This is a genomic window from Mameliella sp. MMSF_3455, from assembly GCF_030733205.1.
GTDB lineage: Bacteria > Pseudomonadota > Alphaproteobacteria > Rhodobacterales > Rhodobacteraceae > Antarctobacter.
The window spans coordinates 151792-174370 of sequence record NZ_JASHJL010000003.1; the positions used below are offsets into that span (position 1 = coordinate 151792).

Here is a 22579-nt window from a genome sequence, read left to right on the forward strand (position 1 = left end):
TCCTGAACTGCACCACGGAACGAAAAACGCCCGCCGGATCGCTCCGGCGGGCGTTTTCCTTTTTATGTCAGGAAATTACGAGATGATTGCGTTCAACGTCGCCGAGGGGCGCATCACGGATGCCGTCTTGTCCGCGTCCCCGTGGTAGTAGCCACCGAGGTCTGCAGGGCTGCCCTGTGCCGCCGCCAGTTCGCCGGTGATCGCTGCTTCGCCGTCGGCCAGGGCCTTGGCGATCGGCGCGAAATGCGCGGCCAGTTCGGCATCATCGCTTTGCGCGGCCAGCGCCTCGGCCCAGTAGCGCGCGAACCAGTAGTGGCTGTCGCGGTTGTCGGGCTCACCCACCTTGCGGCTGGGGCTGCGGTCATTGTCGAGGATCCCCTGGGTCGCGGTTTCCACCGCCTCGCCCAGCACCCGCGCCTTGGCGTTGTCGCGCGCATCCGCCAGGAACTTGAAGCTTTCACCCAGCGCACAGAACTCGCCAAGGCTGTCCCAACGCAGGTGGTTTTCCGCCTGCAACTGCTGGACGTGCTTGGGGGCAGAACCGCCGGCGCCCGTCTCGAACAGCCCGCCGCCATTCATCAGCTTGACGATGGACAGCATCTTGGCGCTCGTCGCCAGTTCGAGGATCGGGAAGAGGTCGGTCAGGTAGTCGCGCAGGACGTTGCCCGTGATGGCAATCGTGTTCTCGCCCTTGGTGATGGTTTCGAGGCTGGCACGGGTTGCCGCGCGCGGCGCCATGATCTCGAACTTGTCGGCCACGCCCTTCGCTTCGAGAATCGGTTTGACGTAGGCGATCAGCTGCGCGTCGTGGGCGCGGTTTTCGTCCAGCCAGAAGATCGCGCGATAGCCGGTGGCCTTCTGGCGTTCGATGGCCAGGTTCACCCAGTCCTCGATCGGCGCCTTGCGGGCCGAGGCCGACCGCCAGATGTCCCCCGCCTTGACCGCATGCGAATGCAGCACGGTGCCGTCTTCGAGGATCATCTTGACGGTGCCATCTTCCGGGATCTCGAAGGTGGTCGGGTGGCTGCCGTATTCCTCGGCCTTCTGTGCCATCAGACCTAGGTTCTGAACGGTGCCCGCGGTGGCCGGGTTCAGTTTGCCGTTGGCTTTGAAGAACTCGATGGTTTCGTCATAGACCGGCGCATAGCAGTTGTCCGGGATCACGCAGGTCGTGTCGTGCTCCTTGCCGTCCGGGCCCCAGCCCTTGCCGCCGGCGCGGATCAGCGCGGGCATCGAAGCGTCGATGATGACGTCGGACGGAACGTGCAGGTTGGTGATGCCCTTGTCGCTGTCGACCATATACATCGGCGGACGCTCGGCGCGGACCTCTTCGATCGCGGCCATGATTTCGGCATTGTCCTTCACGCGCTCCAGCAGGTCACCCATGCCGGCGTTCGGATTCACGCCTGCCGCCTTCATCTCATCGCCGAACTTCTCGAATACCGGCGCCAGCCATGCTTTGACCGCATGGCCAAAGATGATCGGGTCCGAGACCTTCATCATCGTCGCCTTCATGTGGAGCGAGAACAGCGTGCCGTCCGCTTTCACCTTCTCGATTTCCTCGGCCAGGAACTGGTCCAGCACGGCGGCCGACATGAAGGTCGCGTCGACGACGGTGCCCTCGGGGTAGGACACGCCCTCTTTCAGGACGGTCTCGCCACCGGCGGTTTCCAGCACGATCTTGGCGGTCGCGGCCTTCGGCAGGGTGGCCGACACCTCGTTGGCGAAGAAATCATTGCCGGGCATGGAGGCGACGCGTGTCTTGCTGTCGGCTGTCCACTCGCCCATGCGGTGCGGGTTGTTCTGCGCGAATTTCTTGACGGCGGCGGCGGCGCGACGATCCGAGTTGCCTTCGCGCAGCACCGGGTTCACCGCCGACCCCTTGATGGTGTCGTACTTGGCGCGCACGGCCTTTTCCTCGTCGGTCGACGGGGAATAGGGGTAATCGGGCAGCGCGTAGCCCTGAGACTGCAGTTCCTTGACGGCGGCGACAAGCTGCGGTTCGGAGGCCGAGATGTTCGGCAGCTTGATGACGTTGGCCTCCGGCTTTTTCACCAGTTCACCCAGCGCTGCCAGGTCGTCGGACTGGCGCTGTTCCTCGGTCAGGACCTCGGGGAAGGTGGCGATGATCCGGCCTGCAAGGCTGATGTCCTTGGTGCCCACCGACACGCCAGCGGCGGCGGCGAATTTCTGGATGATCGGAAGCAGAGAGGCCGAGGCCAGCTCGGGTGCTTCGTCGACCTTGGTGTAGATGATGTCGGGAGTGGAATCAGACATGTGTCCGGCCTTTCTCAGCAGAGGTGACGGTTGGCCCCTCCATAGGCCAAGCAGAGGGTCACGTCTACAGTATGCAGCCGTATACAGTGTCGCAATTGCGGGAAAGGCCGCGCCTGCGGCCATCTGTCAGACCTTGGATCAGTGCGATTGGTCCTTTGGCCTTGAACTTCACGGGCGCGACCCAAATCATATAGGCAAACATGGATATGTCAGAACCGGCAAGATCCGGCACGCATCCTTTACCGGACCCGCCATAAAGTCTCCCATCCTGAACTTCGGCATTTGGACCCGCAGCAGTGGCCACATCAAGGCGTACGACTATCGCTCTGCGGTAAATCTTCCCCGAGGATGGGCGGCCCACCTGCAAGGTAGGCTGCCCTGTCTGTTGAAGCGGTTCAGGCCGTCTCGGACGAGACATGCCAGGCTGAGAAGCTATGCCGCAGACGCCCGATCAGGGTGTAGAGCAGCAGGCCGACCATCGCCAGGACGACGATCACGGCAAATAGCTCTGGGACGGCGAGGTTCTGCAGGTGTGCCACCGCCAGGTAGCCCAGCCCCTCGTTCCCGCCGATGAACTCACCAACGATGGCGCCGATCATGGCCAGTACCACGGCGACCTCTGTCCCGGTGAGGATCACCGGCAGGGCAGAGGGCACGTCGAGCAGGTAGAAGCGTTGCACGGGGTTCGCCTGCAGGATCGTGAACACGTCCTTGTCCCCCGGTTCGACCGACTTGAAGGCCTGCAAGGCGTTGGAGAAGACGGGGAAAAAGGCCAGCGCCGCCGCGATGACGATCTTGGATTCCAGACCGAACCCGAACCACAGGATGAACAGCGGCGCGAGCGCGATCTTGGGGATCAGTTGCAACAGGACGATAAATGGCTTGGCGGCCCATTCGACCGGCGGAATTCGCGCCATGATGAACCCCAGGCTGATGCCCAGACCAACGGCGATCAAAAAGCCCGAAACCGCCTCTGTCACGGTCACAAGCGTATGGTCCCAAAGCTCGCGCGTCTGCACCATTTCGATCAGCGCCACGAGAATCGCCTCTGGCGGGGGCAGGACAAAGGCCGACACCTCTGCGGTGCGAACGTAAAAGGACCAGCCAACCAGAAAGAGGCAGACGGAAATCGCGGGTAGCGCGATCTTGAGCGTGCGTTCCGACATTATTCGCCCTCGCTCAGCTTGTGGCGCAACTCGCCGACCATCTTCTGGAACGACATGGATTGTTGCAGGTCCAACCCACGGGGCCGGTCGAACGGCATGTCGATCATCGCGGTGATCCGTGCCGGGCGCGGGGCCAGAACGACAACCCGGTCCGACAGGAAGGCAGCCTCGGAGATCGAATGCGTCACGAGAATCGTCGTCACGTTGGCGCGGGCGCAGACGTCCATCAACTCGATGTTGAGCGCGTCACGCGTCATGGCATCCAGAGCGCCGAAAGGTTCGTCCAGCAAGAGCAATTGGGGGTCGGTCACCAGCGCACGCGCCAAAGAGGCCCGCTGCCGCATCCCGCCGGACAGCGCATTGGGCCGGTGGTGGAGAAATTCCTTCAGTCCCACGGTCTCGCAGATCGCGGTGGCACGCTCGGTCCGCTCCTTGCGGCCAACGCCGGCGACCCGTAAGGGCAGGGCCACGTTGTCGACCACGGTGAACCAGGGGAAAAGGCGCGCCTCCTGGAACATCATCGACACGGGTCGCGTCGCGGCGGCAGATCGGCGCGTGCCGTTCCAGACTGCATTGCCGCGGATTTCGACGGTGCCCTTGGTCGGCGCTTCCAGCCCTGCGACGATGCGCAAGAGCGTGGTCTTGCCACAGCCTGACGGCCCGAGAAGCGAGACGAACTCGCCCCGCTCCATCGTCAGGTCAGCGTCCTTGATGGCGGTGACGGCACCGGGGCCGTCACCGAACACCTTGGTCAGACCGGAAACATTGATTTCCATCCTGTCCTGTCTCGCGTCAAAGGGCATCACCCGATAGCCTTGTCGAGCGCCGCATTCGTGTAAAGCGACTTGGGATCGGGGGTGCCCTCGATCATGCCTGCAGAGCTGAGAAGATTGACGGCGTTTTCCCAGACCTCGGGAATGTTGCGCAGCAGGTTTTCCTCGCCCTTGGCGACCCAGTTCCGGGCGTTTGTGGCAAGGTCCAGCTTGGCAACCTCGACGTCGTCAAGGCCGCGGACACTGTGCGTGTCCCCGATGGCCTTGAGGATCGGTTCAAGATCATCGGACTGGGCGATTTCCAGCGCGGCGCGGTGCGTCGCCTTCAGAAAGGCCGCGTATTTGTCGATATTGGCCTCGACGTCGTCGGGGCGGCCAACATAGACCTGTCCGGGCATACCGTCGTCCATCGGGATCGCCACGACGTTGTCGCGCGCGGCCTTGGCCTTGATCATCGAAGACGTGTTGCCGATGAAGGCACCGGCCCGTCCGGCCTCGATCAGCGCAAAAGACGCTGCGGTGTCGGCCACCTTGACCTTCTCGACCGTATCCGGTGAGGCGCCGCCGCTGAGCATGAGCAGATCAAGCGTGCCCTCCATCGACCCGCCGAGCGAGGCCATCCCCACAGTCCGACCCGTCAGGTCGGTGACGGCATTGACGGGGTTTTCCGACGAGGAGATCAGGAAAAAGGGCGAAAGTTGTGCGATGGTCGCGATCGAAATCAGCGGCGCGCCGTTGTTCACGCGCGACAGGATATAGTTCGTGCCGCCGGTGCGACCGGTATCCATCTGATCCGCGAGCACCATCTGGGCCGCCATCGCGGCGCCCTTGCCCGCCTGGATCTGCATGTCCAGACCTTCATCGGCATAGTAGCCCGCTGCATCTCCGTACAGCACCGAGGCGAAGGACAAGGAGAAGCTGAAAGGCGTGATGAAGCGGAAGGTCCGGTCCTGGGCCGCTGCCGGTCCCCCGGCCGACAGATAGGCCATGCCGGCTGCGGATGCCCCCAGGAATGTGCGGCGGTTGAACTGTGAACGGGTCATTGCGTGGCTCTCCTGTGCGGATCTGCATTGTGATCCCGGTCACGGTAAAGATGCACCGTTGCCCCACAATTAGTTGTTTTACAGGTAAAACGCCCCGACTCTGTGACTGCCAACCCGCAAGATGAGGAACTTGGCGCCTGAAAGGTCAGTCTTCTTTGATCGTCAAGTTGTCTTTGAGCCGTTCGGCTTTGAAAACAATTGCAGTGCCTAGGTCAAACCGCGTTGACGAACGGATGTGCCGCCGCCCGTGACGGGCGGCGCCGGGCCCGGTCAATCAGGGCTTGATGTAGGTGAAACCCTGCTGTTGCAGCTTGGACAGTTCGGCCACGCCCGAGGGCACGATATCATCTTCCCAGACATCGTAGAGATCGTTCGAATAGTCGATGTCGCGGCCTCTCAGCGTGTTGTTGCAGACGTGGAATGCCACGTTCTGGCCTTTGAGGCTGGCCACTGTGGTTTTCATCGTGTCGTCGCCATTGGCAGCCGCCAGCAGCCCAACGCCGTTCCCGTGCAGGACCACCTTGATCTCCACGTTCTCGGCGCCGACCGCGTTGATATGGTTCTGAATGTTGCGCATCGCGCCCTTGTAGGCCTTGTTTCCATCGCCTCCGACGTAGTTGACGTGATAGACGACCTTCTGCTTGCCGTAACCTTCGGCCTGTGCGGCGCCGGTCATGGCAAAGGCGGTCAGGGCGAGGCCCAGGATCGCGATCAGGCGGGTGAAATGGGTCATTGTCTTTGTCTCCTCCCTTGGGGGCGGTCTGGTCCGCCCCGGTCTGGTCAGAATGATGCAGGGAGAAGGCATCCGCACACCCGGCGGATTCCCGTGATTCCTGCGGGTATTGACCCCGGGAAAACCCTAGGTTTCGGTATCGGGGGGCGAAACTTGCTGCCCGGCACGGGCAATCAGCTGGGCCGAGCTGCGCACCTCGAACTTGCGCAGAAGGTTGGCGCGGTGGAACTCGACCGTCTTGGGGCTGATGCCCAGCGCGGCGGCAATCTCCTTGGTGGAGTGGCCCTGGCCGATCTGCGTCAGCACCTGCTGTTCGCGCCGGGTCAGGGGGACATCTTCTGTCGGGGCAGCGGCGGGGGACGGAACCGGCCTGCGGTGGCGCTGGGCGACGACGGCCAGCGCTGCGGCCAGGGCCAGCGCGGCGAGGGTGAGCGCGATGGTGCCCAGCGGACTGCGGGCGGGCGGTTCTGCCCCGGGTGCCCGCGCGGCAAAGGCCGCCACCAGGGCGCGGGCCGCGCCATAGCTGACCGGGGCGCCCCACTGGTCGACCAGGTCGCTGTCGCCCGTCTGCAAGAGCGCCAGCGCCACCGCGTCGCGCAGGTCCGGATCGGTGCCGGACAGTGCCAGGAAAGGCCACTCCGGGTAGAGCCGCGTGCTGATCGCCTCGGGGTGGGTGTAGGTGACATTGGCATTGAGCGCGCGCAGTGAGCCGTCGGGCACGCGTCCCTCATCGACGAGGTGCTCCAGCAGCCCGCTGCGGACGATCCCCGCATCCAGCCGCCCGTTCAGAACAGCGGCGGCGATGTCATCCTGCGGAAATCCCAGGAAGACCTGTTCGGCCGGGTCCTCGAACAGGTCGACGCCCTGGGAAAGGGCTTCGAACCAGGCGATCTGGAAACCGCCGAAGGCCTGTTGCGCCACGGCGCCCAGCCGGGCGCCGCGCAGATCGCCCAATGTGGTCAGGCCGCTGTCGGCGCGGACCAGCACCGTCGATCCGAATTGGCGGATGTGGGTTCCATCGGGCAGGGCCCGCTTGCGCGTGGCCAGAACGCTCATCGGATAGAGATCGGCAAGCTGGATGTAGTGGCCGGGGTTCGTCACCAGAAAGTCGAGCCCGCCGGCATTGATGAGCGGACCGGCCGAGGTCAGCGTCACCGGCACGAAGCGCACGACATGGTCGGGAAGCTGCTTGGCGAGGTAGCGTTCCAGCGCCGTCCACCGGGTTTCGCCCGCGTTCCAGCCACGATGGGCCAGGATGCCGATGCGCAGGATGGACGTGTCCGGCCCGCCCTGAGCTTGGCCGGAGGTGGCGACCCCGCAAACCAGCAGCAACGCCATGAGAAAGAGACGCAGACGCCTCGTGCCTCCAGCAGGGAAGAGCGACCGCCGAACGCGGGGCAGGGCAAGGAAGGGGCGCGGTCGCCCGGCGATCAATTGTCGGCCGGCTGCTCCGCCGGGTCAGGTGCGGGGGCGGGGTCCGGCGTGGATTTCAGCGCGCCGCCGATCCATTCGCCGCTGGCCTCTTCGCCGCTGGCATATTTCATCGTGCCTTGGCCCTGGCGCTTGCCGTCCTTGAACTCGCCTTCGTAGACGTCGCCGTTGGCATAGACCGCGACGCCCTGGCCGTTGATCTCTCCGCGGACCCAATCACCTTCGTAGCGAAAGCCCGAGGCCATGACGATGGTGCCCTTGCCATGGCGTTGGCCTTCGCGGAACTGGCCTTCGTAGACGGTGCCGTCGGGGTAGGTGGCCTTGCCCTCGCCGTGGCGTTGGCCGTCTTTCCACTGGCCCTCATACCGGTAGCCGTCGGGGTAGGTCATCACGCCGAAGCCATCGTTGCGGGCATTGTCGAAGCTGCCCTCATAGACGAGGCCGTTGGGATAGACTGCGCGGCCCTTGCCCTGGATCACGCCATCGACCCAGTCGCCCTCGTAGGTGGCGCCGTCGGGGTAGGTGATCTTGCCCTTGCCGTTGGCGAGGTCGCCCTTGAACTGGCCCTCGTAGACAGAGCCGTCGGGGTAGGTGACCTTGCCCTTGCCCTCGATCTGGCCGGTGATCCAGTTGCCCTCGTAGCGGTAGCCGTCCTTGCCGATGAAAGTGCCGATGCCGTGGCGCTGGTCGTTGTTGAAGGCGCCTTCGTAGATGTCGCCATTCTCGTAGATGACCTTGCCCTGGCCCTCGCGCCGGCCATCGACAAGCTGGCCCTCGTAGACGTCGCCGTTCGGCTGGATCAGCTTGCCTTCGCCGTCGATCTGGCCTTCGCGCCAGGTGCCTTCGTAGATCAGCCCGTCGGGCATGGTCAGCTTGCCGAAACCGTCGCGTTCGCCATCGGCGACGCGGCCTTCGTAGACCGACTTGTCGGGATAGGTGATCTTGGCGGTGCCTTCCTTGACGCCGTTCACCCACTGGCCGTCGTAGACATATCCGTTGGGCGCGGTCATCACGCCCTTGCCATGATGCAGGGCGTTGCGGAACGAGCCTTCATACCGGACGCCGTTGGCATAGATCGCGACGCCGGCCCCGGTGATCTTGCCGTCGAGCCACTGGCCCTCGTAGGTGCCGCCGTCTGCAAAGACGATCTTGCCCTTGCCCTCGGGCTTGCCCTTGGCGAACTGGCCTTCGTAGACCGAGCCGTTGGGAAAGCGGGCCACGCCCTCGCCCTTGATTTCGCCCTCGACCCATTCGCCGGTGTATTCATAGCCGTTGGGCAGGCGGTAGGTGCCGGTCCCGTGCTGCAATCCGTCCTGGAAGGTCCCTTCGTAGACGCCGCCGTCGTCGTACTGCTTTGTCACCTTTTCTTCGTCCTGCGCCAGCGCGGCGCCAGCCAGGGCAAAGGGGATGACAAGAAGGAAACTGCCTGCGGATTTCATGCGTTTGCCCGTTTTTTGTCCCTGGGTGTCCGTACCCTGCGAAAACTAAAGGAGGCCGGGGCCGGGGGCAATGCATTTCGCCCCGGCGGGCGTGGCCCCGCCGGGTGGGGCCGCCGCCGGATCAGGGTAACTTGCGTGGGCACGGGATCAGGGCCTCGAGTCCAGCGACAGGCTGCTGCCTTCCTCTGGCGCGATCCGTTTCGTGGGCAGGGTGCCCGCGATGCCGCCAACGGTCACGTTGCGGCCCTCTGGCAGGTCCGGTTCCGGCGGCAGGCCGGCGGCGTTGCCGTCGAGTGTGCCATTGCGCCAGATCCCTTCGCGCACCGTGCCGTCGGTATAGAGCAACCGGCCCTGCCCATGGCGCTTGCCGTTGAGGAACTCGCCGGAATAGGCGTCACCGCTGGTGTAGGTTGCGATGCCCCGGCCGGTGATCTCTCCGTTTTCCCAGGCGCCCTGGTACTGGAACCCATCGGACATGACGATCCGCCCGTGCCCGTGGCGTTTCCCCGACACATAGGCACCTTCGTAGATTGCGCCGTCCGGGTAGGTGGCCTTGCCGCGCCCGTGGCGCTGCCCGTCCTTCCACTGGCCCTCGTAGCGATAGCCGTCCAGGTAGGTCATGACCCCGTAGCCGTGGCTGCGTGCGTTGGCGAAATTGCCCTCGTAGACCTGCCCGTCGGCATAGACGGCCTTGCCCTCACCGTGGATCACCCCGTCGCGCCACTGGCCCTCGTAGGCGGCGCCGTCGGTGTAGGTGACCTTGCCGATGCCATTGGCAAGGTCGCCCCGGAACCGGCCTTCGTAGACTGCGCCATCAGGGTAGGTGACACGGCCCTTGCCCTCGATGCTGCCGTCCTTCCACTGTCCATCGTAGCGATAGCCGTCGGTGCCGGTAAAGATGCCCTGGCCGTTGCGCTTGTCGTTGCGGAAGTCCCCGATGTAGATGTCGCCGTTGGCGTAGTTCACCGTGCCACGACCGTGGCGTTCGCCGTTGACAAGCGCGCCGGTGTAGATGTCACCGTTCGGCTGGACCAGCTTGCCCTGGCCGTTGATCTGGCCCTTGGACCAGCCGCCTTCGTAGACCAGCCCGTCCGGCATGGTGATCTTGCCGTAGCCGTCGCGCTCTCCGTTCCTGACCTGGCCCTCGTAGATGGCGTTTTCGGGATAGGTGATCCGGGCCTGGCCGTGCTTGACCCCGTTTTGCCACTGGCCGTCGTAGACATAGCCCTTGCCGTTGCGCATGATGCCGCGGCCGTGGTGCTGGGCATCGAGGAAGTTGCCCTCGTAGGTAACGCCGTTGGCATAACGCGCCTTGCCCTGGCCGGTGATCTTGCCGTTCAGCCAGGCGCCCTCGTAGTGACCGCCGTCGGGATAGTCGATGCGGCCGGTGCCGTTCGGGCGGCCGCGCTTGAACTCTCCGACGTAGATGGCGCCGTTGGGAAAACGGGCGCGCCCCTTGCCCTGGATCTCTCCCATGACCCAGTTGCCGCTGTATTCATATCCGTTGGGCATCCGGTATGTGCCTTGTCCGTGCTGGACGCCGTCCACCAGTTGCCCGCTGTAGGTGCTGCCGTCGCTATAGGTCCGGGTCTGGATGTCCTGCGCCGCCGCGATCTGGGGGAGGGACAAAAGCGCAAGCGCGAGGATCGGCGACGGACGGGTCAGGGTCATGCGGTCTTGGGCCTCTTGGCGATGGAAATTCGTTCGGGAGCCTAGGTCAGGCGGGCGCGCGGGGCAACGCCGGGCGCCGGGTGGCTTCCCCTCAGGCGTGGGTCTGCTATGTGGGCGAGAGGACTTGGGAAAGGGCAGCGCGATGAGCGATCGGTTTCGCGTGACACTGGCACAGTTGAACCCCGTGGTGGGTGACCTCGCGGGCAACGCGGCAAAGGCGAAGGCGGCCTGGGAAGAGGGCCGCGCGCAGGGCGCCGACCTTGTGGCCCTGCCCGAGATGTTCATTGCCGGGTACAACGCGCAGGACCTGGTGATCAAAAAGGCTTTTCACATCGCGGCGATGGAAGCGGTCGACAAGCTGGCCGCAGATTGCGCAGACGGCCCGGCGCTGGCCATCGGCGGCCCCTATGTCGAGGGGACGGAACTGTTCAACGCCTATTTCATCTGCAACGGCGGCAAGGTCGTGACGCGGGTGCTGAAACACGAACTTCCCAACGAAAAGGTGTTCGACGAGGTCCGCATCTACGACAGCGGCCCCATCGGCGGGCCCTATGCGGTGGGCAATACGCGGATCGGGTCGCCGATCTGCGAGGATGCCTGGCACCCCGACGTGGCCGAGACGCTGGCCGAGACCGGGGCCGAGTTCCTGCTGGTGCCCAACGGCTCGCCCTACTACCGCAACAAGTACGAGACCCGGCTGAACCACATGGTCGCGCGGGTCGTCGAGACTGGCTTGCCGCTGATCTATCTCAACATGGTGGGCGGACAGGACGACCAGGTCTTTGACGGAGGCTCCTTCGTGCTGAACCCGCATGGCGGGATCGCGGTGCAATTGCCGGTCTTCGAGGAATGCGTGGTGCCGGTGGACATGGTGCGCGGCCCAGAGGGCTGGCGCTGCGAGGACGGCCCGTTCGAGGTGCATCCCGACGACTGGGAGCAGGATTACCGCGTCATGGTCGAGGCGGTGCGCGACTACCTGCGCAAGGCCGGGTTCGCCAAGGTGCTGCTGGGCCTGTCTGGTGGCGTGGATTCGGCGCTGGTGGCGGCGATCGCGGTGGATGCGCTGGGTGCGGACAACGTGCGCTGTGTCATGCTGCCTTCGGAATACACCTCGTCACATTCGCTGGAGGACGCCGAGGCCTGCGCCAAGGCGCTGGGCTGCCGCTATGACTATGTGCCGATCAAGGGGCCGCGCGACGCGGTGACAGAAACGCTAGCGCCCTTGTTCGAGGGGCGGGAACCGGACCTGACAGAGGAAAACATCCAGTCGCGTCTGCGTGGTTTGCTGTTGATGGCGCTGTCGAACAAGTTCGGCGAGATGCTGCTGACCACCGGCAACAAGTCCGAGGTCGCGGTGGGCTATGCCACGATCTACGGCGACATGGCCGGCGGCTACAACCCGATCAAGGATCTGTACAAGACTCGGGTGTTTCAGACCTGCCGTTGGCGCAACGCCAACCACCGGTCCTGGATGAATGGCCCCGAGGGTGAGGTCATTCCCGAACGCATCATCACCAAGCCGCCCAGTGCGGAATTGCGCGAGGACCAGAAGGACAGCGACTCTCTGCCCGATTACCCGGTGCTGGACGCGATCCTGACGATTCTTGTGGATGATGACGGGTCCATCGCCGACTGCGTGGCGGCGGGCTATTCCCGCGAGGACGCCAAGAAAGTGGAGCACCTGCTGTACATCAGCGAGTATAAGCGGTTCCAGTCCGCCCCCGGCGCACGGCTGACGAAACGGGCCTTCTGGCTGGACCGCCGCTATCCCATCGTCAACCGCTGGCGCGACCCGAGCTGATTTGCCGGGGCAGCGCGGGAACCTTTGACGACCGCGCGCAATTGGCGGCCATCACTGGCGCGGTGCGATCTGCACGTCGTCGATCTTGTAGGTCCGCGCGCCGCCCAGCGCCCAGATCAGGTCTCCCTGGATAGTCGGCGCGGTCTGGATCCTGAGAGAGATCGCATTGTCGCCATTCGTGATGGCGGAGAGAGGCACAGCGCGACCGTCGATCTTGAGGCCAGTTGCCCCGACCGGAATCCGCAAGACCTGATCACCCCGCACCGGCAGTTCTCCGGAAGCGGAGGCGATTGGCTGGCCATCCTTCATCCACTGGTACGGCAAGGTGCCGCTCTTTGGGAGTCCGCCTATCAGCTCGGGGGTGATGGTCACGATATCGGACCCGTAGGTCACGGTTGCCGGAACGGTATCCGCAAAAGCCGGCGTGGCGAAAAAGGTGATTACGGCGGTCTGGTTGCTTTGCTGTGGCGTGGTCTGGTCGATCTCCTGGAACCCGGACAGAACGTTCGTGACGATGGCCGGGGCAGCGATGCCTGCGGCGATGGCGGCCCGCAGGTTCTCGCGTCCGAACGCCAGAGAGACGATCCCGCCCAGTGCGGCAAATATGGCGAGGGCGATGAACACACCTGCCTCTGGTGGTGGTGCCGAATGATTGGCGGAATATACCCCGCCGAGTTTGGCCAATGTCGGGCAGATGCCGCCGAGGCCGCCTAAGAACATAGCTTCGTACCAGCGCATGTGAAAATTCCTCGTTTTTAAATTGACGTAAGGTAAATTTAACACAGCCATTGCGGTGGCCAAAGTAAGGAAAAACCCGCCTAAGGTGACGGCCTTCTATTCCCACCACCGGTCTATGGCGGCGATGTCACCGTCGGACCAGCCGAAGTGATGCGCGAATTCATGCACGGTGACATGGGCGATCAGGTCGTCCAGCTCGACATCGCCGCGCGCGCGCCACTCGTCGAGGATCGGTTCGCGGAACAGCCAGACCGTGTCGGGAAAGGGCGCCGGGTCGGCAAAGCTTTTCTCCGTCATGGGGATGCCGTCATAAAGACCGGTCAGATCGCGGGGGTCGTCGATCTGCATTTCGTCCAGAATGTCTTGCGGCGGCCAGTCGACCACCTGCAGGACGACCGCGCGGGCGCCCTTGCGGAACGGGTCGGGGAAGGTCTCGATTGTGCGTTCCGCCACCGCGTAGAAATGCTGGGTATCGCTCATGTCGCCGAACTCAATGGGGTGGGTTCAGCGGGTAGCGGGCCAGTTCCTCGTGCAGGGCGCCGTCCTGATGAAGGGTCGAGGCAAAGAGGCTGAAGCTGCTGCAGGCAAAGGGGCCGATGTTGGCACTGGCCAGCACGGCCAGCAGCGGAGAGGCATCGGCCTGCCCCTTCAGCCGGGCGAGCGTGACATGAGGGCGGAACCGGCGCCGTTCGGGCGCGACGCCGACGCTGCGCAGCCGGGCCAGAACGCGGTCGCGCAATTCGTTCAGAGGCGCGTTGCCGTCGGCCTCCAGCGCGACGGCCTGCCCGTGACGCCCGCCAAAGATCGAGGCGCCGGTCAGCGTCAGGTCCAGTGCGGGCGCCCGCAGGGTTTGCAGCGCGTCATGCACCGCCTCTGTCGTCTCTTCGTCCTGTTCGCCCAGAAAGGCGAGCGTCAGGTGCAGGTTCTCGTAGGGCGTGGGACGACCGCTCGGAAAACGCGATTGCAGGTCGTCCAGCGCGTCGCGGGCCTCTTCGGGCAGGGAGAGGGCGATGAAGAGACGCATCAGAGCGCGATCAGGTCTGTACGGGGCAGGGTTTCGGCGAAATCCCCGGGCAGGCAAAGCTGGGTGCCGGGAGATATGACCGCGGCGGCGGCGGCGGCCGCGCCGTGGCGCAGGGCCTCGGGATGGTCCAGCCCGTCGGCCAATGCCTTGACGAAACCGCCGACGAAACTGTCGCCGGCGCCAATGGCGCTGACCACGGTTTGGTTGGCGGCTGTGACATGCCAGAGGCCCTTGTCCGTTGCCATGACCGATCCGTCCGCGCCGCGCGCGATGATGACGATTTCGGCGGCACCTCGCGCCCTCAAGGCCTCGGCAAATCCAGCGCTGTCGGAACGGGTTTCCAGATCACGGCCCGAGAGTTCGCGTGCCTCGGCGCTGTCCATGCGCAGGACAAATGGCGCCGGCCCGGGAGCCGCGGCCTGATGGTGCAGATGCGCGCCGGAGGTATCGACGACGACGCGCCGTCCGACCAGGCGGTCACAGGCGCGGGTGATCCAACCCGGTGCACAGCCCGGCGGCATGCTGCCCGAGAGCACGATATAGTCTCCGTCTCCGGCCTCGGCGGCGAGCCTGTCCAGCACGGCGTCAAGCTGGGCCTCGCTCCATTCGGGACCCGACAGGACGAAACGGTACTGGCCGCCGGTCGACTCGTCGGTGACGGAAAAGCTGTGCCGCGTCTGGCCCGGGGCCTCGACCCGGACCAGGTCCAGTCCGCGTTCCTGCAAGAGACGCTCCAACGCCGCGCCATTGGCACCGCCCAGGGCCACCAGCGCGCGGGCATGGCCGCCCAGTTGCACCACCGCACGGGCCACGTTGACGCCGCCTCCGCCGGGTTCCGCCGTTTCCGGCCCACAGCGCAGCTTTGGCCCCGGCGAGACGCTGGGACAGGAGGTGGCGAGGTCAAGCGCGGGGTTCAAGGTGACGGTGAGAATCTCTGTCATGGGCGCGGTTCCTTTGGCGGCGCGTTCGGGGCCACGGACCCCTTGCCTAGCATCGAGGCGGAATGCGGACCAGCATCACCGCGCATCGCGCCGTGACATGCGCGGGAACTGGACAAATCCCGCGCCTTGTGAAAACACGCCGCCCTGACAGGAGGCCACGTCATGACCGTCACCCGCTTTGCGCCCTCGCCCACCGGATATATCCATGTCGGGAACCTGCGCACCGCGCTTTTCAACTACCTGATCGCCCGCAAGAGCGGCGGTGAGTTCGTGCTGCGCATCGACGACACCGACCCGGAGCGGTCGAAAGAGGAATACGTCGACGCAATCAAGCAGGACCTGGAATGGCTGGGTCTGACCTGGGACCGGATCGAGCGCCAGTCGCAGCGGCTGGACCGCTACGAAGCCGCGGCGGAGAAGTTGCGCGAGATGGGCCGGTTCTACGAGGCTTGGGAAACCCCGACCGAACTGGACCTCAAGCGCAAGAAGCAGCTGAACATGGGCAAGCCGCCGGTCTATGACCGCGCGGCGCTGGGTCTGTCCGATGAGGAAAAAGCCGCGCTGCGCACCGAGCGCGGGGACGGCGTCTGGCGGTTCAAGCTCGATCATGAGCGCATCACCTGGGAGGACGGTATCCTGGGCGAGGTCTCGATCGACGCGGCCAGCGTGTCGGACCCGGTGCTGATCCGCGCCGACGGGCAGTTCCTCTATACCCTGGCCTCGGTCGTCGACGACATGGAAATGGGCATCACGAACGTGGTGCGCGGCAATGACCACGTCACCAATACCGCGACGCAGATCCAGATGATCCGCGCGCTGGGCGGCGAGCCGCCCGCCTTTGCCCATCATTCGCTGCTGACCGGGCCGCAGGGGGAATCGTTGTCGAAACGGTTGGGTACGCTGGCCCTGCGCGACCTGCGCGAGAACGGGGTCGAACCCGAGGCGCTGCTGAGTCTGATGGCACGGCTGGGCTCGTCGCAGCCCGTCGAGTTGCGGCTTTCCCTTGACGAGATCGCCGATGGATTCGAGCTGGAACAGTTCGGCTCGGCCCCGACCAAGTTCGACGTCGAGGACCTGTACCCGCTGACCGCGAAAAAGCTGCATGGTCTGGAGCTGGAGGCGGTGGCCGACGAAGTCCGCGCGCTGGGCGTGCCGGACGACAAGGCGGCGGCCTTCTGGAACGTGGTGCGCGAGAACATCACCACCCGCAAGGAGATGGCGGGATGGTGGGCACTGTTCCGTGATGGGGCAGAGCCGCTGGTGGACGAGGAAGACCGCGAGTTCGTGGCCCAAGCCTTTGGCATGTTGGGCGAGCCGCCCTATGACGCGGAAACCTGGGGCAACTGGACCACGGCGGTAAAGGAGGCCACGGGGCGCAAAGGCAAGAAACTGTTCATGCCGCTGCGCAAGGCGGTGACGGGCCTGCAGCGCGGGCCGGAAATGGCCGAGGTGATGCCGCTGATGCAGGTCAAGCCGGGCGGCAAACCCGGGGCGTAAGACCCGCCCGCGCTTTCTTGGAGCGGTTGGAGGGGGCGCTGCCCCCGCGCCTTCGGCGCCCCTCGGAGGTATTTTCAGCCCAAAGAAGACAGTCCGGGTCCGCCTCAGGCTCAGGCGGCGGCGATGATTCGGCTACCGAGGGCGTCGAGGCCCGCATCCGTCAGGGTGCGGATTTCGTCCGTCAGGGGACGGGCGCGGGCATAGCGCGGCGCGGCGCGGTCGTCGAGGATCGGCGCCTGCCAGCCCAGGGTTGACCCGAAGAACTGTGCCGGGCCGCCGGGGCCGTATTCCGCGAGGTAGCCGGCAACCACCACGTCGAGATAGCTGAGCAGGATCGGGTTCTCCGGGCCCGGATCGCTGTGGCGGTCAGGGTCGATCGCATAGACGACGACGGCACGCGCGTCGCTGCCATGGGTCAGGCTTTGGGTGGCGTCGTGACGATCGTAGGCGCCTTCGCGACGGTCGAGTTCGGCCCAGCTGTCGCCGGGCACCGGGGCGATCAGGCCGTCGATATGGGCGTCCGGGTCGCGGACGGCGGTCAGATAGCACAGCGCCCGATCGGGTACCGCGCGCCAGGCGCGGCGCCAGCCGTGCAGGCGGGCGCGGTGTGCGGGGGAGTGTTCATGGGTCGTGCGGTTTACCAGCGACCCGTAGCCAAAGAAATATACATGCTCCATGTGCGAAATATTCGCCGGTTTTGACGCATGTCAAACCCGGAAGCCCCGCATCGTGCCAAATAGGTGTCTGATCAATGTATTTTGGAGATCCGCATGCGGGTGACGAAAAGAACCAATATCGCGATGCGCGTGCTGATGTATTGCGCCGCGAACCCGGGGCGGCTTGTTACCAAGCACGAGATCGCCCAACGCTGCAACGCCTCGGAAAATCACCTTGCGCAGGTCATCAACCAGTTGGCGCAGATGGGATTCCTGCACACGCAGCGGGGGCGCAACGGCGGGTTGGAACTGGGCCGACCGGCAAAGGACATCGTCATCGGCGAGATTTTCCGCGCGCTGGAACAGCCGGTCCCGCTGGCCGAGTGTTTTGCCGACGTGGACAACACCTGTCCGTTGATTGATGCCTGCCGGTTGCGCAGCGCGCTGACCCGTGCCGCCAATGCGTTTTACGAGACTCTGGACCCGATCACGCTGGATTCGCTGGTCTGTGACAACGCTGCGCTGATGAACATCATCTCGGGCGATGGATGCGGCGCGGGGCGGCTTGTAAACGCGGGGCCGATGGACTAGCGTCTGCTCATCTTCGACGGGAGAACCGGGGAGGGCCCAGGCCCGGAGCCGGTGCCGAAGGCGCAACCGCCCCGGAAACGCTCAGGCCGCATGGACCGCGAAGAGGCAAGACTCTGGAGAGAGGCGTCGGATTGGCGTCCGCCGAAGGGATAACGATCTCAGGCCAAAGGACAGAGGGGGCAGTGGGGCTGCGGAATTGGTCCGCGGCGGAACTGCCCGGACGCCGTGCGCGTCATGGGCGAAGGGGAGCGCATGACGGACGAGCCGACCGAGCTGAAGACAACCGTTCTGAACGAGCTGCACCACGCGCGCGGCGCGAAGATGGTGGGATTCGCCGGCTACGAGATGCCGGTACAGTACAAGCTGGGCGTTCTGAAAGAGCATCTGCACACTCGGAACAAGGCCGGGTTGTTCGACGTCAGCCACATGGGGCAGGTGATCCTGCGCGGGCCGAACCTGGCCGAAGCGCTGGAACGGCTGGTGCCGGTGGATGTGGCGGGACTGGCCGAGGGACGTCAGAGATATGCCTTCTTTACCAATGACGCGGGAGGGATCGAGGACGATCTGATGATTGCCAACCGCGGCGATCATCTGTTCGTGGTGGTCAACGCCGCCTGCAAGGAAGCCGATGTGGCGCGGATGCGCGCGGCGCTGGAGCCGGGCGGCATCACCGTGAAACTGCTGGAAAATCGTGCGCTTGTCGCGCTACAGGGGCCCGAGGCCGAGGATGTGCTGGCCGAGCATTGCCCCGCCGTGCGTGACATGCGTTTCATGGATGTCGAGACGTTGCCCATCGCGGGCGCGGAATGCTGGGTCTCGCGGTCGGGCTATACCGGCGAGGATGGCTTTGAGATCTCGGTGCCAAACGTGGCGGCCGTGGATCTGGTGAAATCGCTGCTGTCGGATGCCCGGGTGGAACCCATCGGGCTGGGCGCGCGCGACAGCCTGCGGCTGGAAGCGGGTCTGTGCCTGTACGGGCAGGACCTGGACCCGGGAACCTCGCCGGTCGAGGCGGGTCTGACATGGGCGATCCAGAAGGTCCGCCGCGCGGATGGCGCGCGCGCAGGCGGTTATCCGGGCGCGGAACGTGTGGAGCGGGAGATCGCCGAGGGTCCGGCGCGCAAGCGCGTGGGCCTGCGCCCCGAGGGCCGGGCGCCGATGCGCGCGGGCGTGGTCCTGTATGATGCCGAGGAGGGCGGGGCCGAGGTCGGCGCCGTGACCTCGGGTGGCTTCGGCCCCTCGGTCGAGGGGCCGGTGGCCATGGGATATGTGTCCGCGCGATGCGCAACAGAGGGCACGGCCCTCTGGGGCGAGCTGCGCGGCAAGAGGGTTCCGGTGCGGGTGGCAAAGCTGCCCTTCGTACCGGCTGGGTTCAAACGGTGAAACAGGGAGACTTACATGAAATTCACCGAGGAACATGAATGGCTGCTGGTCGAGGGTGACCTGGTCGTCGTGGGCATCACCAATCACGCGGCGGAACAGTTGGGCGATATCGTCTTTGTCGAACTGCCCGATGAAGGCCGCGAGGTCACCAAGGACGAGGAAGTCGTGGTGATCGAATCGGTCAAGGCCGCCTCTGACATCCTGGCACCGCTGGACGGCGAGATCGTCGAGGTGAACGAACCCATCGTCGAGGAGCCGGGCAAGATCAACGAGGACCCCGAGGGCGAGGCCTGGTTCTTCAAGATGAAGGTCGAGGACCTGTCGGCGCTGGACGACCTGATGGACGAGAAGGCCTACAAGGACTTCATTTCGTGAGCGCGGCGGCGGGGTAAAACCCGCCCTGTGCCATCGCCTGCCGTGTCGCGGGCGACACCCGGGGCAGGGGGCGCCGCCCCCTCCTGGCCGGACGGCCGATTCACCCCCCGGGAGTATTTTTGCCAAGAAGTAGCCCGGGAGCGGTGCATGACCTACGAGCCCATCGACTATCTTCCCTATGATTTTGCCAACCGGCGCCACATCGGCCCCTCGCCCGAGGAAATGGCGAGCATGTTCAACGTGCTGGGTGTTTCGGGGCTGGATCAACTGGTGGACGAAACGGTGCCCAAGGCGATCCGGCAGGAAACGCCGCTGGATTTCGGCAAGCCGCTGTCCGAGCGCGAGCTGATCTACCGGATGCGCGAGGTTGCCTCCAAGAACAGGGTGCTGACCTCGCTCATCGGGCAGGGTTATCACGGCACGGTGACGCCGCCGGCGATTCAGCGCAACATCCTGGAAAACCCCGCCTGGTACACCGCCTATACGCCCTACCAGCCCGAGATCAGCCAGGGCCGGCTAGAGGCGCTGTTGAACTTCCAGACCATGATCTGCGACCTGACGGGGCTGGAGATCGCCAATGCCTCGTTGCTGGACGAGGCGACCGCCTGCGCCGAGGCGATGACCATGGCGCAGCGGGTGGCGAAATCCAAGGCCAACGCCTTTTTCGTCGACGAGAACTGTCACCCGCAGAACATCGCGGTGATGAAGACCCGCGCCGAACCGCTGGGGATCGAGGTGATCGTCGGTGCGCCAGAGGCGTTGGAGGCTGACAAGGTGTTCGGTGCAATCTTCCAGTATCCCGGCACCTACGGTCACTTGCGGGACTTCACCGCAGAGATGGAGGCCTTGCATGGCGCCAAGGCGGTGGGGATCGTCAGCGCCGATCCACTGTCGCTTTGCCTGCTGAAGGAACCGGGCGCGATGGGGGCGGATATTGCCGTCGGTTCGACCCAGCGTTTTGGCGTGCCCGTGGGCTATGGCGGGCCGCATGCGGCCTACATGGCCTGCAAGGACGCGATGAAACGCTCGATGCCGGGGCGGATCGTCGGTGTTTCTGTCGACAGCCACGGCAACCGCGCCTACCGGCTGTCGTTGCAGACCCGCGAACAGCACATCCGGCGCGAAAAGGCGACATCGAACGTCTGCACGGCGCAGGCGCTGCTGGCGGTCATGGCCGGATTCTACGCGGTGTTCCACGGGCCCAAGGGGCTGCGCGCCATTGCGCAGCGTATCCACCGCAAGACCGTGCGCCTTGCCAAGGGGCTTGAGGCGGCGGGCTTCAAGGTGGAACCGACCGAGTTCTTCGACACGATCACCGTGGACGTGGGCCTGTTGCAGCGCGGTGTCCTGCAGGCCGCCGTTCAGCAGGGGCTGAACCTGCGCCGCGTGGGCAAGACCCGTGTCGGCATCACGCTGGACGAACGCACCCGGCCCTCGACCATCGAGGCGGTCTGGCGCGCCTTCGGTCTGGTGAAAAAGGATGATCCGGCGGAGTCCGAGTACCGCCTGCCCGAGGCGCTGATCCGGCAGAGCACCTACCTGGAACATGACGTGTTCCACATGAACCGGGCCGAGACCGAGATGATGCGCTACATGCGTCGCCTGGCCGACCGTGACCTGGCGCTGGACCGGGCGATGATCCCGCTGGGGTCCTGCACGATGAAGCTGAACTCGGCCGCCGAGATGATGCCGGTCAGCTGGCGCGAGTTCTCGATGATTCACCCCTATGCGCCCAAGGACCAGGCGCGGGGGTATGCCGAACTGATCGAGAACCTGAACACCAAGCTGTGCCAGATCACCGGCTATGACGCGATTTCCATGCAGCCCAATTCCGGCGCGCAGGGGGAATACGCGGGCCTGCTGACGATCCGGCGCTGGCAGATGGATCGGGGGGAGGGGCAGCGCAACGTCTGCCTGATCCCGGTCAACGCGCATGGCACCAACCCGGCCTCGGCGCAGATGGTCGGCTGGAAGGTCGTGGCGGTGAAATGCGACGCTTTGGGGTCTATCGACGTGGAGGATTTCCGCGCCAAGGCCGAGAAGCATTCGGATGCGCTGGCGGCCTGCATGATCACCTATCCGTCCACGCATGGCGTGTTCGAGGAGACGGTGAAAGAGGTCTGCGCGATCACCCACGAACACGGTGGGCAGGTCTATATCGACGGGGCCAACATGAATGCGATGGTGGGCCTGTCGCGTCCGGGCGATCTGGGCGGGGACGTCAGTCACCTGAACCTGCACAAGACGTTCTGCATTCCGCACGGCGGCGGCGGCCCCGGCATGGGGCCGATCGGGGTCAAGGAACACCTTGTCCCGCATCTGCCCGGCAACCCGCTGGAGGCAGAGGGCGGGGCGGTCAGCGCGGCGTCTTTCGGGTCTCCGTCCCTGTTGCCGATCAGCTGGGCCTACTGCCTGATGATGGGCGGCAGCGGGCTGACGCAGGCGACTCGAGTGGCGATCCTGAACGCCAACTACATCGCCAAGCGGCTGGAAGGAGCCTATGATGTGCTTTACCGCGGGTCGAACGGCTGGGTGGCGCATGAATGCATCATCGACACGCGGCCTTTCGAGAAATCGGCGGGCGTGACGGTCGAAGACATCGCCAAACGGTTGATGGATGCCGGGTTCCACGCGCCGACCATGAGCTGGCCGGTGGCGGGCACGCTGATGGTGGAGCCGACGGAGAGCGAGACCAAGGCCGAGCTGGACCGCTTCTGCGATGCGATGCTGGCTATCCGCGAGGAAATCCGGGCCATCGAGAATGGCGACATGGACCGGGAACAGAACCCGCTGAAGCTGGCGCCGCACACGATGGAGGATCTCGTGCGTGACTGGGATCGTCCCTATAGCCGCGAGCAGGGCTGTTTCCCGCCGGGTGCCTTCCGTGTCGACAAGTACTGGCCGCCGGTGAACCGGGTCGACAACGTCTATGGTGACCGTCACCTGATCTGCACTTGCCCGCCGATGAGCGACTACGCCGAGGCCGCGGAATAGGCGGGGCGAGCCGTTGCACGAAAGAATGCCCTCGCAGGGGACTGCG

General features: G+C 65.0%; 19 protein-coding genes and 1 riboswitch. Of the genes, 6 read left to right on the top strand and 13 right to left on the bottom strand.

Going from position 1 to position 22579, the window contains the following annotated elements; all coding sequences use genetic code 11:
* Positions 1-75 precede the first annotated feature (75 nt).
* The 8 genes from RBB42_RS02990 to RBB42_RS03025 all read right to left on the bottom strand — a co-directional run bounded on the left by RBB42_RS02990 (position 76) and on the right by RBB42_RS03025 (position 10533).
* Positions 76-2277: an NADP-dependent isocitrate dehydrogenase gene (locus RBB42_RS02990; protein ID WP_305969691.1), complete on the bottom strand. Its 2202-nt coding sequence runs from the start codon at positions 2275-2277 to the stop codon at positions 76-78.
* Positions 2278-2672: 395 nt separating this feature from the next.
* The gene (locus RBB42_RS02995; protein ID WP_305969692.1) at positions 2673-3443 is read right to left on the bottom strand and encodes an ABC transporter permease; all 771 of its coding nucleotides are present in this window, start codon (positions 3441-3443) and stop codon (positions 2673-2675) included.
* Positions 3443-4219 (bottom strand): ABC transporter ATP-binding protein, encoded by a 777-nt coding sequence (locus RBB42_RS03000; RefSeq protein ID WP_305969693.1) that lies wholly within the window; start codon positions 4217-4219, stop codon positions 3443-3445. Before RBB42_RS03000 ends, RBB42_RS02995 begins: the two co-directional genes overlap by 1 nt.
* 26 nt (positions 4220-4245) lie before the next feature.
* Entirely contained in the window at positions 4246-5259 is a 1014-nt protein-coding gene (locus RBB42_RS03005; RefSeq protein WP_305969694.1) for an ABC transporter substrate-binding protein, read from the bottom strand.
* 274 nt (positions 5260-5533) lie between these two features.
* A complete protein-coding gene (locus tag RBB42_RS03010; RefSeq protein WP_305969695.1) occupies positions 5534-5992 on the bottom strand; it encodes a DsrE family protein in 459 nt (152 codons plus the stop codon).
* Between the two features lie 126 nt (positions 5993-6118).
* Complete coding sequence (locus RBB42_RS03015) at positions 6119-7330, bottom strand: PhnD/SsuA/transferrin family substrate-binding protein (protein ID WP_305969696.1); 1212 nt, start codon at positions 7328-7330, stop codon at positions 6119-6121.
* A 92-nt stretch (positions 7331-7422) separates the two neighbouring features.
* A complete protein-coding gene (locus tag RBB42_RS03020) occupies positions 7423-8862 on the bottom strand; it encodes an MORN repeat-containing protein (RefSeq protein ID WP_305969697.1) in 1440 nt (479 codons plus the stop codon).
* A 147-nt stretch (positions 8863-9009) separates the two neighbouring features.
* On the bottom strand, positions 9010-10533 hold the full coding sequence (locus tag RBB42_RS03025; protein ID WP_305969698.1) for an MORN repeat-containing protein: 1524 nt from the start codon (positions 10531-10533) through the stop codon (positions 9010-9012).
* 142 nt (positions 10534-10675) lie between these two features.
* On the opposite strand from RBB42_RS03025, the gene RBB42_RS03030 reads away from it, so the two are divergent.
* Complete coding sequence (locus RBB42_RS03030; protein ID WP_305969699.1) at positions 10676-12334, top strand: NAD+ synthase; 1659 nt, start codon at positions 10676-10678, stop codon at positions 12332-12334.
* A gap of 51 nt (positions 12335-12385) precedes the next feature.
* Here the strand turns inward: RBB42_RS03030 and RBB42_RS03035 are convergent, their stop codons facing one another.
* The 4 genes from RBB42_RS03035 to RBB42_RS03050 all read right to left on the bottom strand — a co-directional run bounded on the left by RBB42_RS03035 (position 12386) and on the right by RBB42_RS03050 (position 15037).
* On the bottom strand, positions 12386-13072 hold the full coding sequence (locus RBB42_RS03035; protein ID WP_305969700.1) for a hypothetical protein: 687 nt from the start codon (positions 13070-13072) through the stop codon (positions 12386-12388).
* Positions 13073-13168: 96 nt separating this feature from the next.
* Positions 13169-13552 (bottom strand): metallopeptidase family protein, encoded by a 384-nt coding sequence (locus RBB42_RS03040; RefSeq protein ID WP_305969701.1) that lies wholly within the window; start codon positions 13550-13552, stop codon positions 13169-13171.
* Positions 13553-13562: 10 nt separating this feature from the next.
* Positions 13563-14096, bottom strand: a complete 534-nt coding sequence (gene thpR, locus RBB42_RS03045; RefSeq protein ID WP_305969702.1) for an RNA 2',3'-cyclic phosphodiesterase — start codon at positions 14094-14096, stop codon at positions 13563-13565.
* Complete coding sequence (locus tag RBB42_RS03050; RefSeq protein WP_305969703.1) at positions 14096-15037, bottom strand: 1-phosphofructokinase family hexose kinase; 942 nt, start codon at positions 15035-15037, stop codon at positions 14096-14098. The genes thpR and RBB42_RS03050 overlap by 1 nt, the downstream gene beginning before the upstream one ends.
* 162 nt (positions 15038-15199) lie before the next feature.
* Between RBB42_RS03050 and gltX the strand changes: the two genes are divergently transcribed.
* Positions 15200-16534 carry a glutamate--tRNA ligase gene (gene gltX / locus RBB42_RS03055; protein ID WP_305969704.1) on the top strand — a complete coding sequence of 445 codons (1335 nt, stop codon included), beginning with the start codon at positions 15200-15202 and terminating at the stop codon, positions 16532-16534.
* A 110-nt stretch (positions 16535-16644) separates the two neighbouring features.
* Here gltX and RBB42_RS03060 read toward each other — a convergent pair whose 3' ends face one another.
* Positions 16645-17211: a gamma-glutamylcyclotransferase family protein gene (locus RBB42_RS03060; RefSeq protein WP_305969705.1), complete on the bottom strand. Its 567-nt coding sequence runs from the start codon at positions 17209-17211 to the stop codon at positions 16645-16647.
* A 93-nt stretch (positions 17212-17304) separates the two neighbouring features.
* Here RBB42_RS03060 and RBB42_RS03065 point away from each other — a divergent pair, with 93 nt between their 5' ends.
* The 4 genes from RBB42_RS03065 to gcvP all read left to right on the top strand — a co-directional run bounded on the left by RBB42_RS03065 (position 17305) and on the right by gcvP (position 22533).
* The gene (locus RBB42_RS03065; RefSeq protein ID WP_305969706.1) at positions 17305-17781 is read left to right on the top strand and encodes an RrF2 family transcriptional regulator; all 477 of its coding nucleotides are present in this window, start codon (positions 17305-17307) and stop codon (positions 17779-17781) included.
* Between the two features lie 103 nt (positions 17782-17884).
* Positions 17885-17965, top strand: a riboswitch (glycine riboswitch).
* A 68-nt stretch (positions 17966-18033) separates the two neighbouring features.
* Positions 18034-19164 carry a glycine cleavage system aminomethyltransferase GcvT gene (gene gcvT, locus RBB42_RS03070; protein ID WP_305969707.1) on the top strand — a complete coding sequence of 377 codons (1131 nt, stop codon included), beginning with the start codon at positions 18034-18036 and terminating at the stop codon, positions 19162-19164.
* Positions 19165-19179: 15 nt separating this feature from the next.
* Positions 19180-19539, top strand: coding sequence for a glycine cleavage system protein GcvH (gene gcvH / locus RBB42_RS03075; protein WP_305969708.1), 360 nt, complete (start codon positions 19180-19182; stop codon positions 19537-19539).
* A gap of 147 nt (positions 19540-19686) precedes the next feature.
* Positions 19687-22533: an aminomethyl-transferring glycine dehydrogenase gene (gene gcvP, locus RBB42_RS03080; protein WP_305969709.1), complete on the top strand. Its 2847-nt coding sequence runs from the start codon at positions 19687-19689 to the stop codon at positions 22531-22533.
* Positions 22534-22579: the final 46 nt, after the last annotated feature.

Excerpts from the sequence above, each read along its gene's own strand:
- RBB42_RS03060 (WP_305969705.1), bottom strand. The coding sequence starts at position 17,211 with ATGGAGCATGTATATTTCTTTGGCTACGGGTCGCTGGTAAACCGCACG.
- thpR (WP_305969702.1), bottom strand. The coding sequence starts at position 14,096 with ATGCGTCTCTTCATCGCCCTCTCCCTGCCCGAAGAGGCCCGCGACGCG.
- RBB42_RS03000 (WP_305969693.1), bottom strand. The coding sequence starts at position 4,219 with ATGGAAATCAATGTTTCCGGTCTGACCAAGGTGTTCGGTGACGGCCCC.
- RBB42_RS03025 (WP_305969698.1), bottom strand. The coding sequence starts at position 10,533 with ATGACCCTGACCCGTCCGTCGCCGATCCTCGCGCTTGCGCTTTTGTCC.
- gcvT (WP_305969707.1), top strand. The coding sequence starts at position 18,034 with ATGACGGACGAGCCGACCGAGCTGAAGACAACCGTTCTGAACGAGCTG.
- RBB42_RS03030 (WP_305969699.1), top strand. The coding sequence starts at position 10,676 with ATGAGCGATCGGTTTCGCGTGACACTGGCACAGTTGAACCCCGTGGTG.
- gcvP (WP_305969709.1), top strand. The coding sequence starts at position 19,687 with ATGACCTACGAGCCCATCGACTATCTTCCCTATGATTTTGCCAACCGG.
- RBB42_RS03010 (WP_305969695.1), bottom strand. The coding sequence starts at position 5,992 with ATGACCCATTTCACCCGCCTGATCGCGATCCTGGGCCTCGCCCTGACC.
- RBB42_RS02990 (WP_305969691.1), bottom strand. The coding sequence starts at position 2,277 with ATGTCTGATTCCACTCCCGACATCATCTACACCAAGGTCGACGAAGCA.
- RBB42_RS03015 (WP_305969696.1), bottom strand. The coding sequence starts at position 7,330 with ATGGCGTTGCTGCTGGTTTGCGGGGTCGCCACCTCCGGCCAAGCTCAG.
- RBB42_RS03020 (WP_305969697.1), bottom strand. The coding sequence starts at position 8,862 with ATGAAATCCGCAGGCAGTTTCCTTCTTGTCATCCCCTTTGCCCTGGCT.
- RBB42_RS03050 (WP_305969703.1), bottom strand. The coding sequence starts at position 15,037 with ATGACAGAGATTCTCACCGTCACCTTGAACCCCGCGCTTGACCTCGCC.
- RBB42_RS03005 (WP_305969694.1), bottom strand. The coding sequence starts at position 5,259 with ATGACCCGTTCACAGTTCAACCGCCGCACATTCCTGGGGGCATCCGCA.
- RBB42_RS03035 (WP_305969700.1), bottom strand. The coding sequence starts at position 13,072 with ATGCGCTGGTACGAAGCTATGTTCTTAGGCGGCCTCGGCGGCATCTGC.
- RBB42_RS03065 (WP_305969706.1), top strand. The coding sequence starts at position 17,305 with ATGCGGGTGACGAAAAGAACCAATATCGCGATGCGCGTGCTGATGTAT.
- gltX (WP_305969704.1), top strand. The coding sequence starts at position 15,200 with ATGACCGTCACCCGCTTTGCGCCCTCGCCCACCGGATATATCCATGTC.
- gcvH (WP_305969708.1), top strand. The coding sequence starts at position 19,180 with ATGAAATTCACCGAGGAACATGAATGGCTGCTGGTCGAGGGTGACCTG.
- RBB42_RS03040 (WP_305969701.1), bottom strand. The coding sequence starts at position 13,552 with ATGAGCGATACCCAGCATTTCTACGCGGTGGCGGAACGCACAATCGAG.
- RBB42_RS02995 (WP_305969692.1), bottom strand. The coding sequence starts at position 3,443 with ATGTCGGAACGCACGCTCAAGATCGCGCTACCCGCGATTTCCGTCTGC.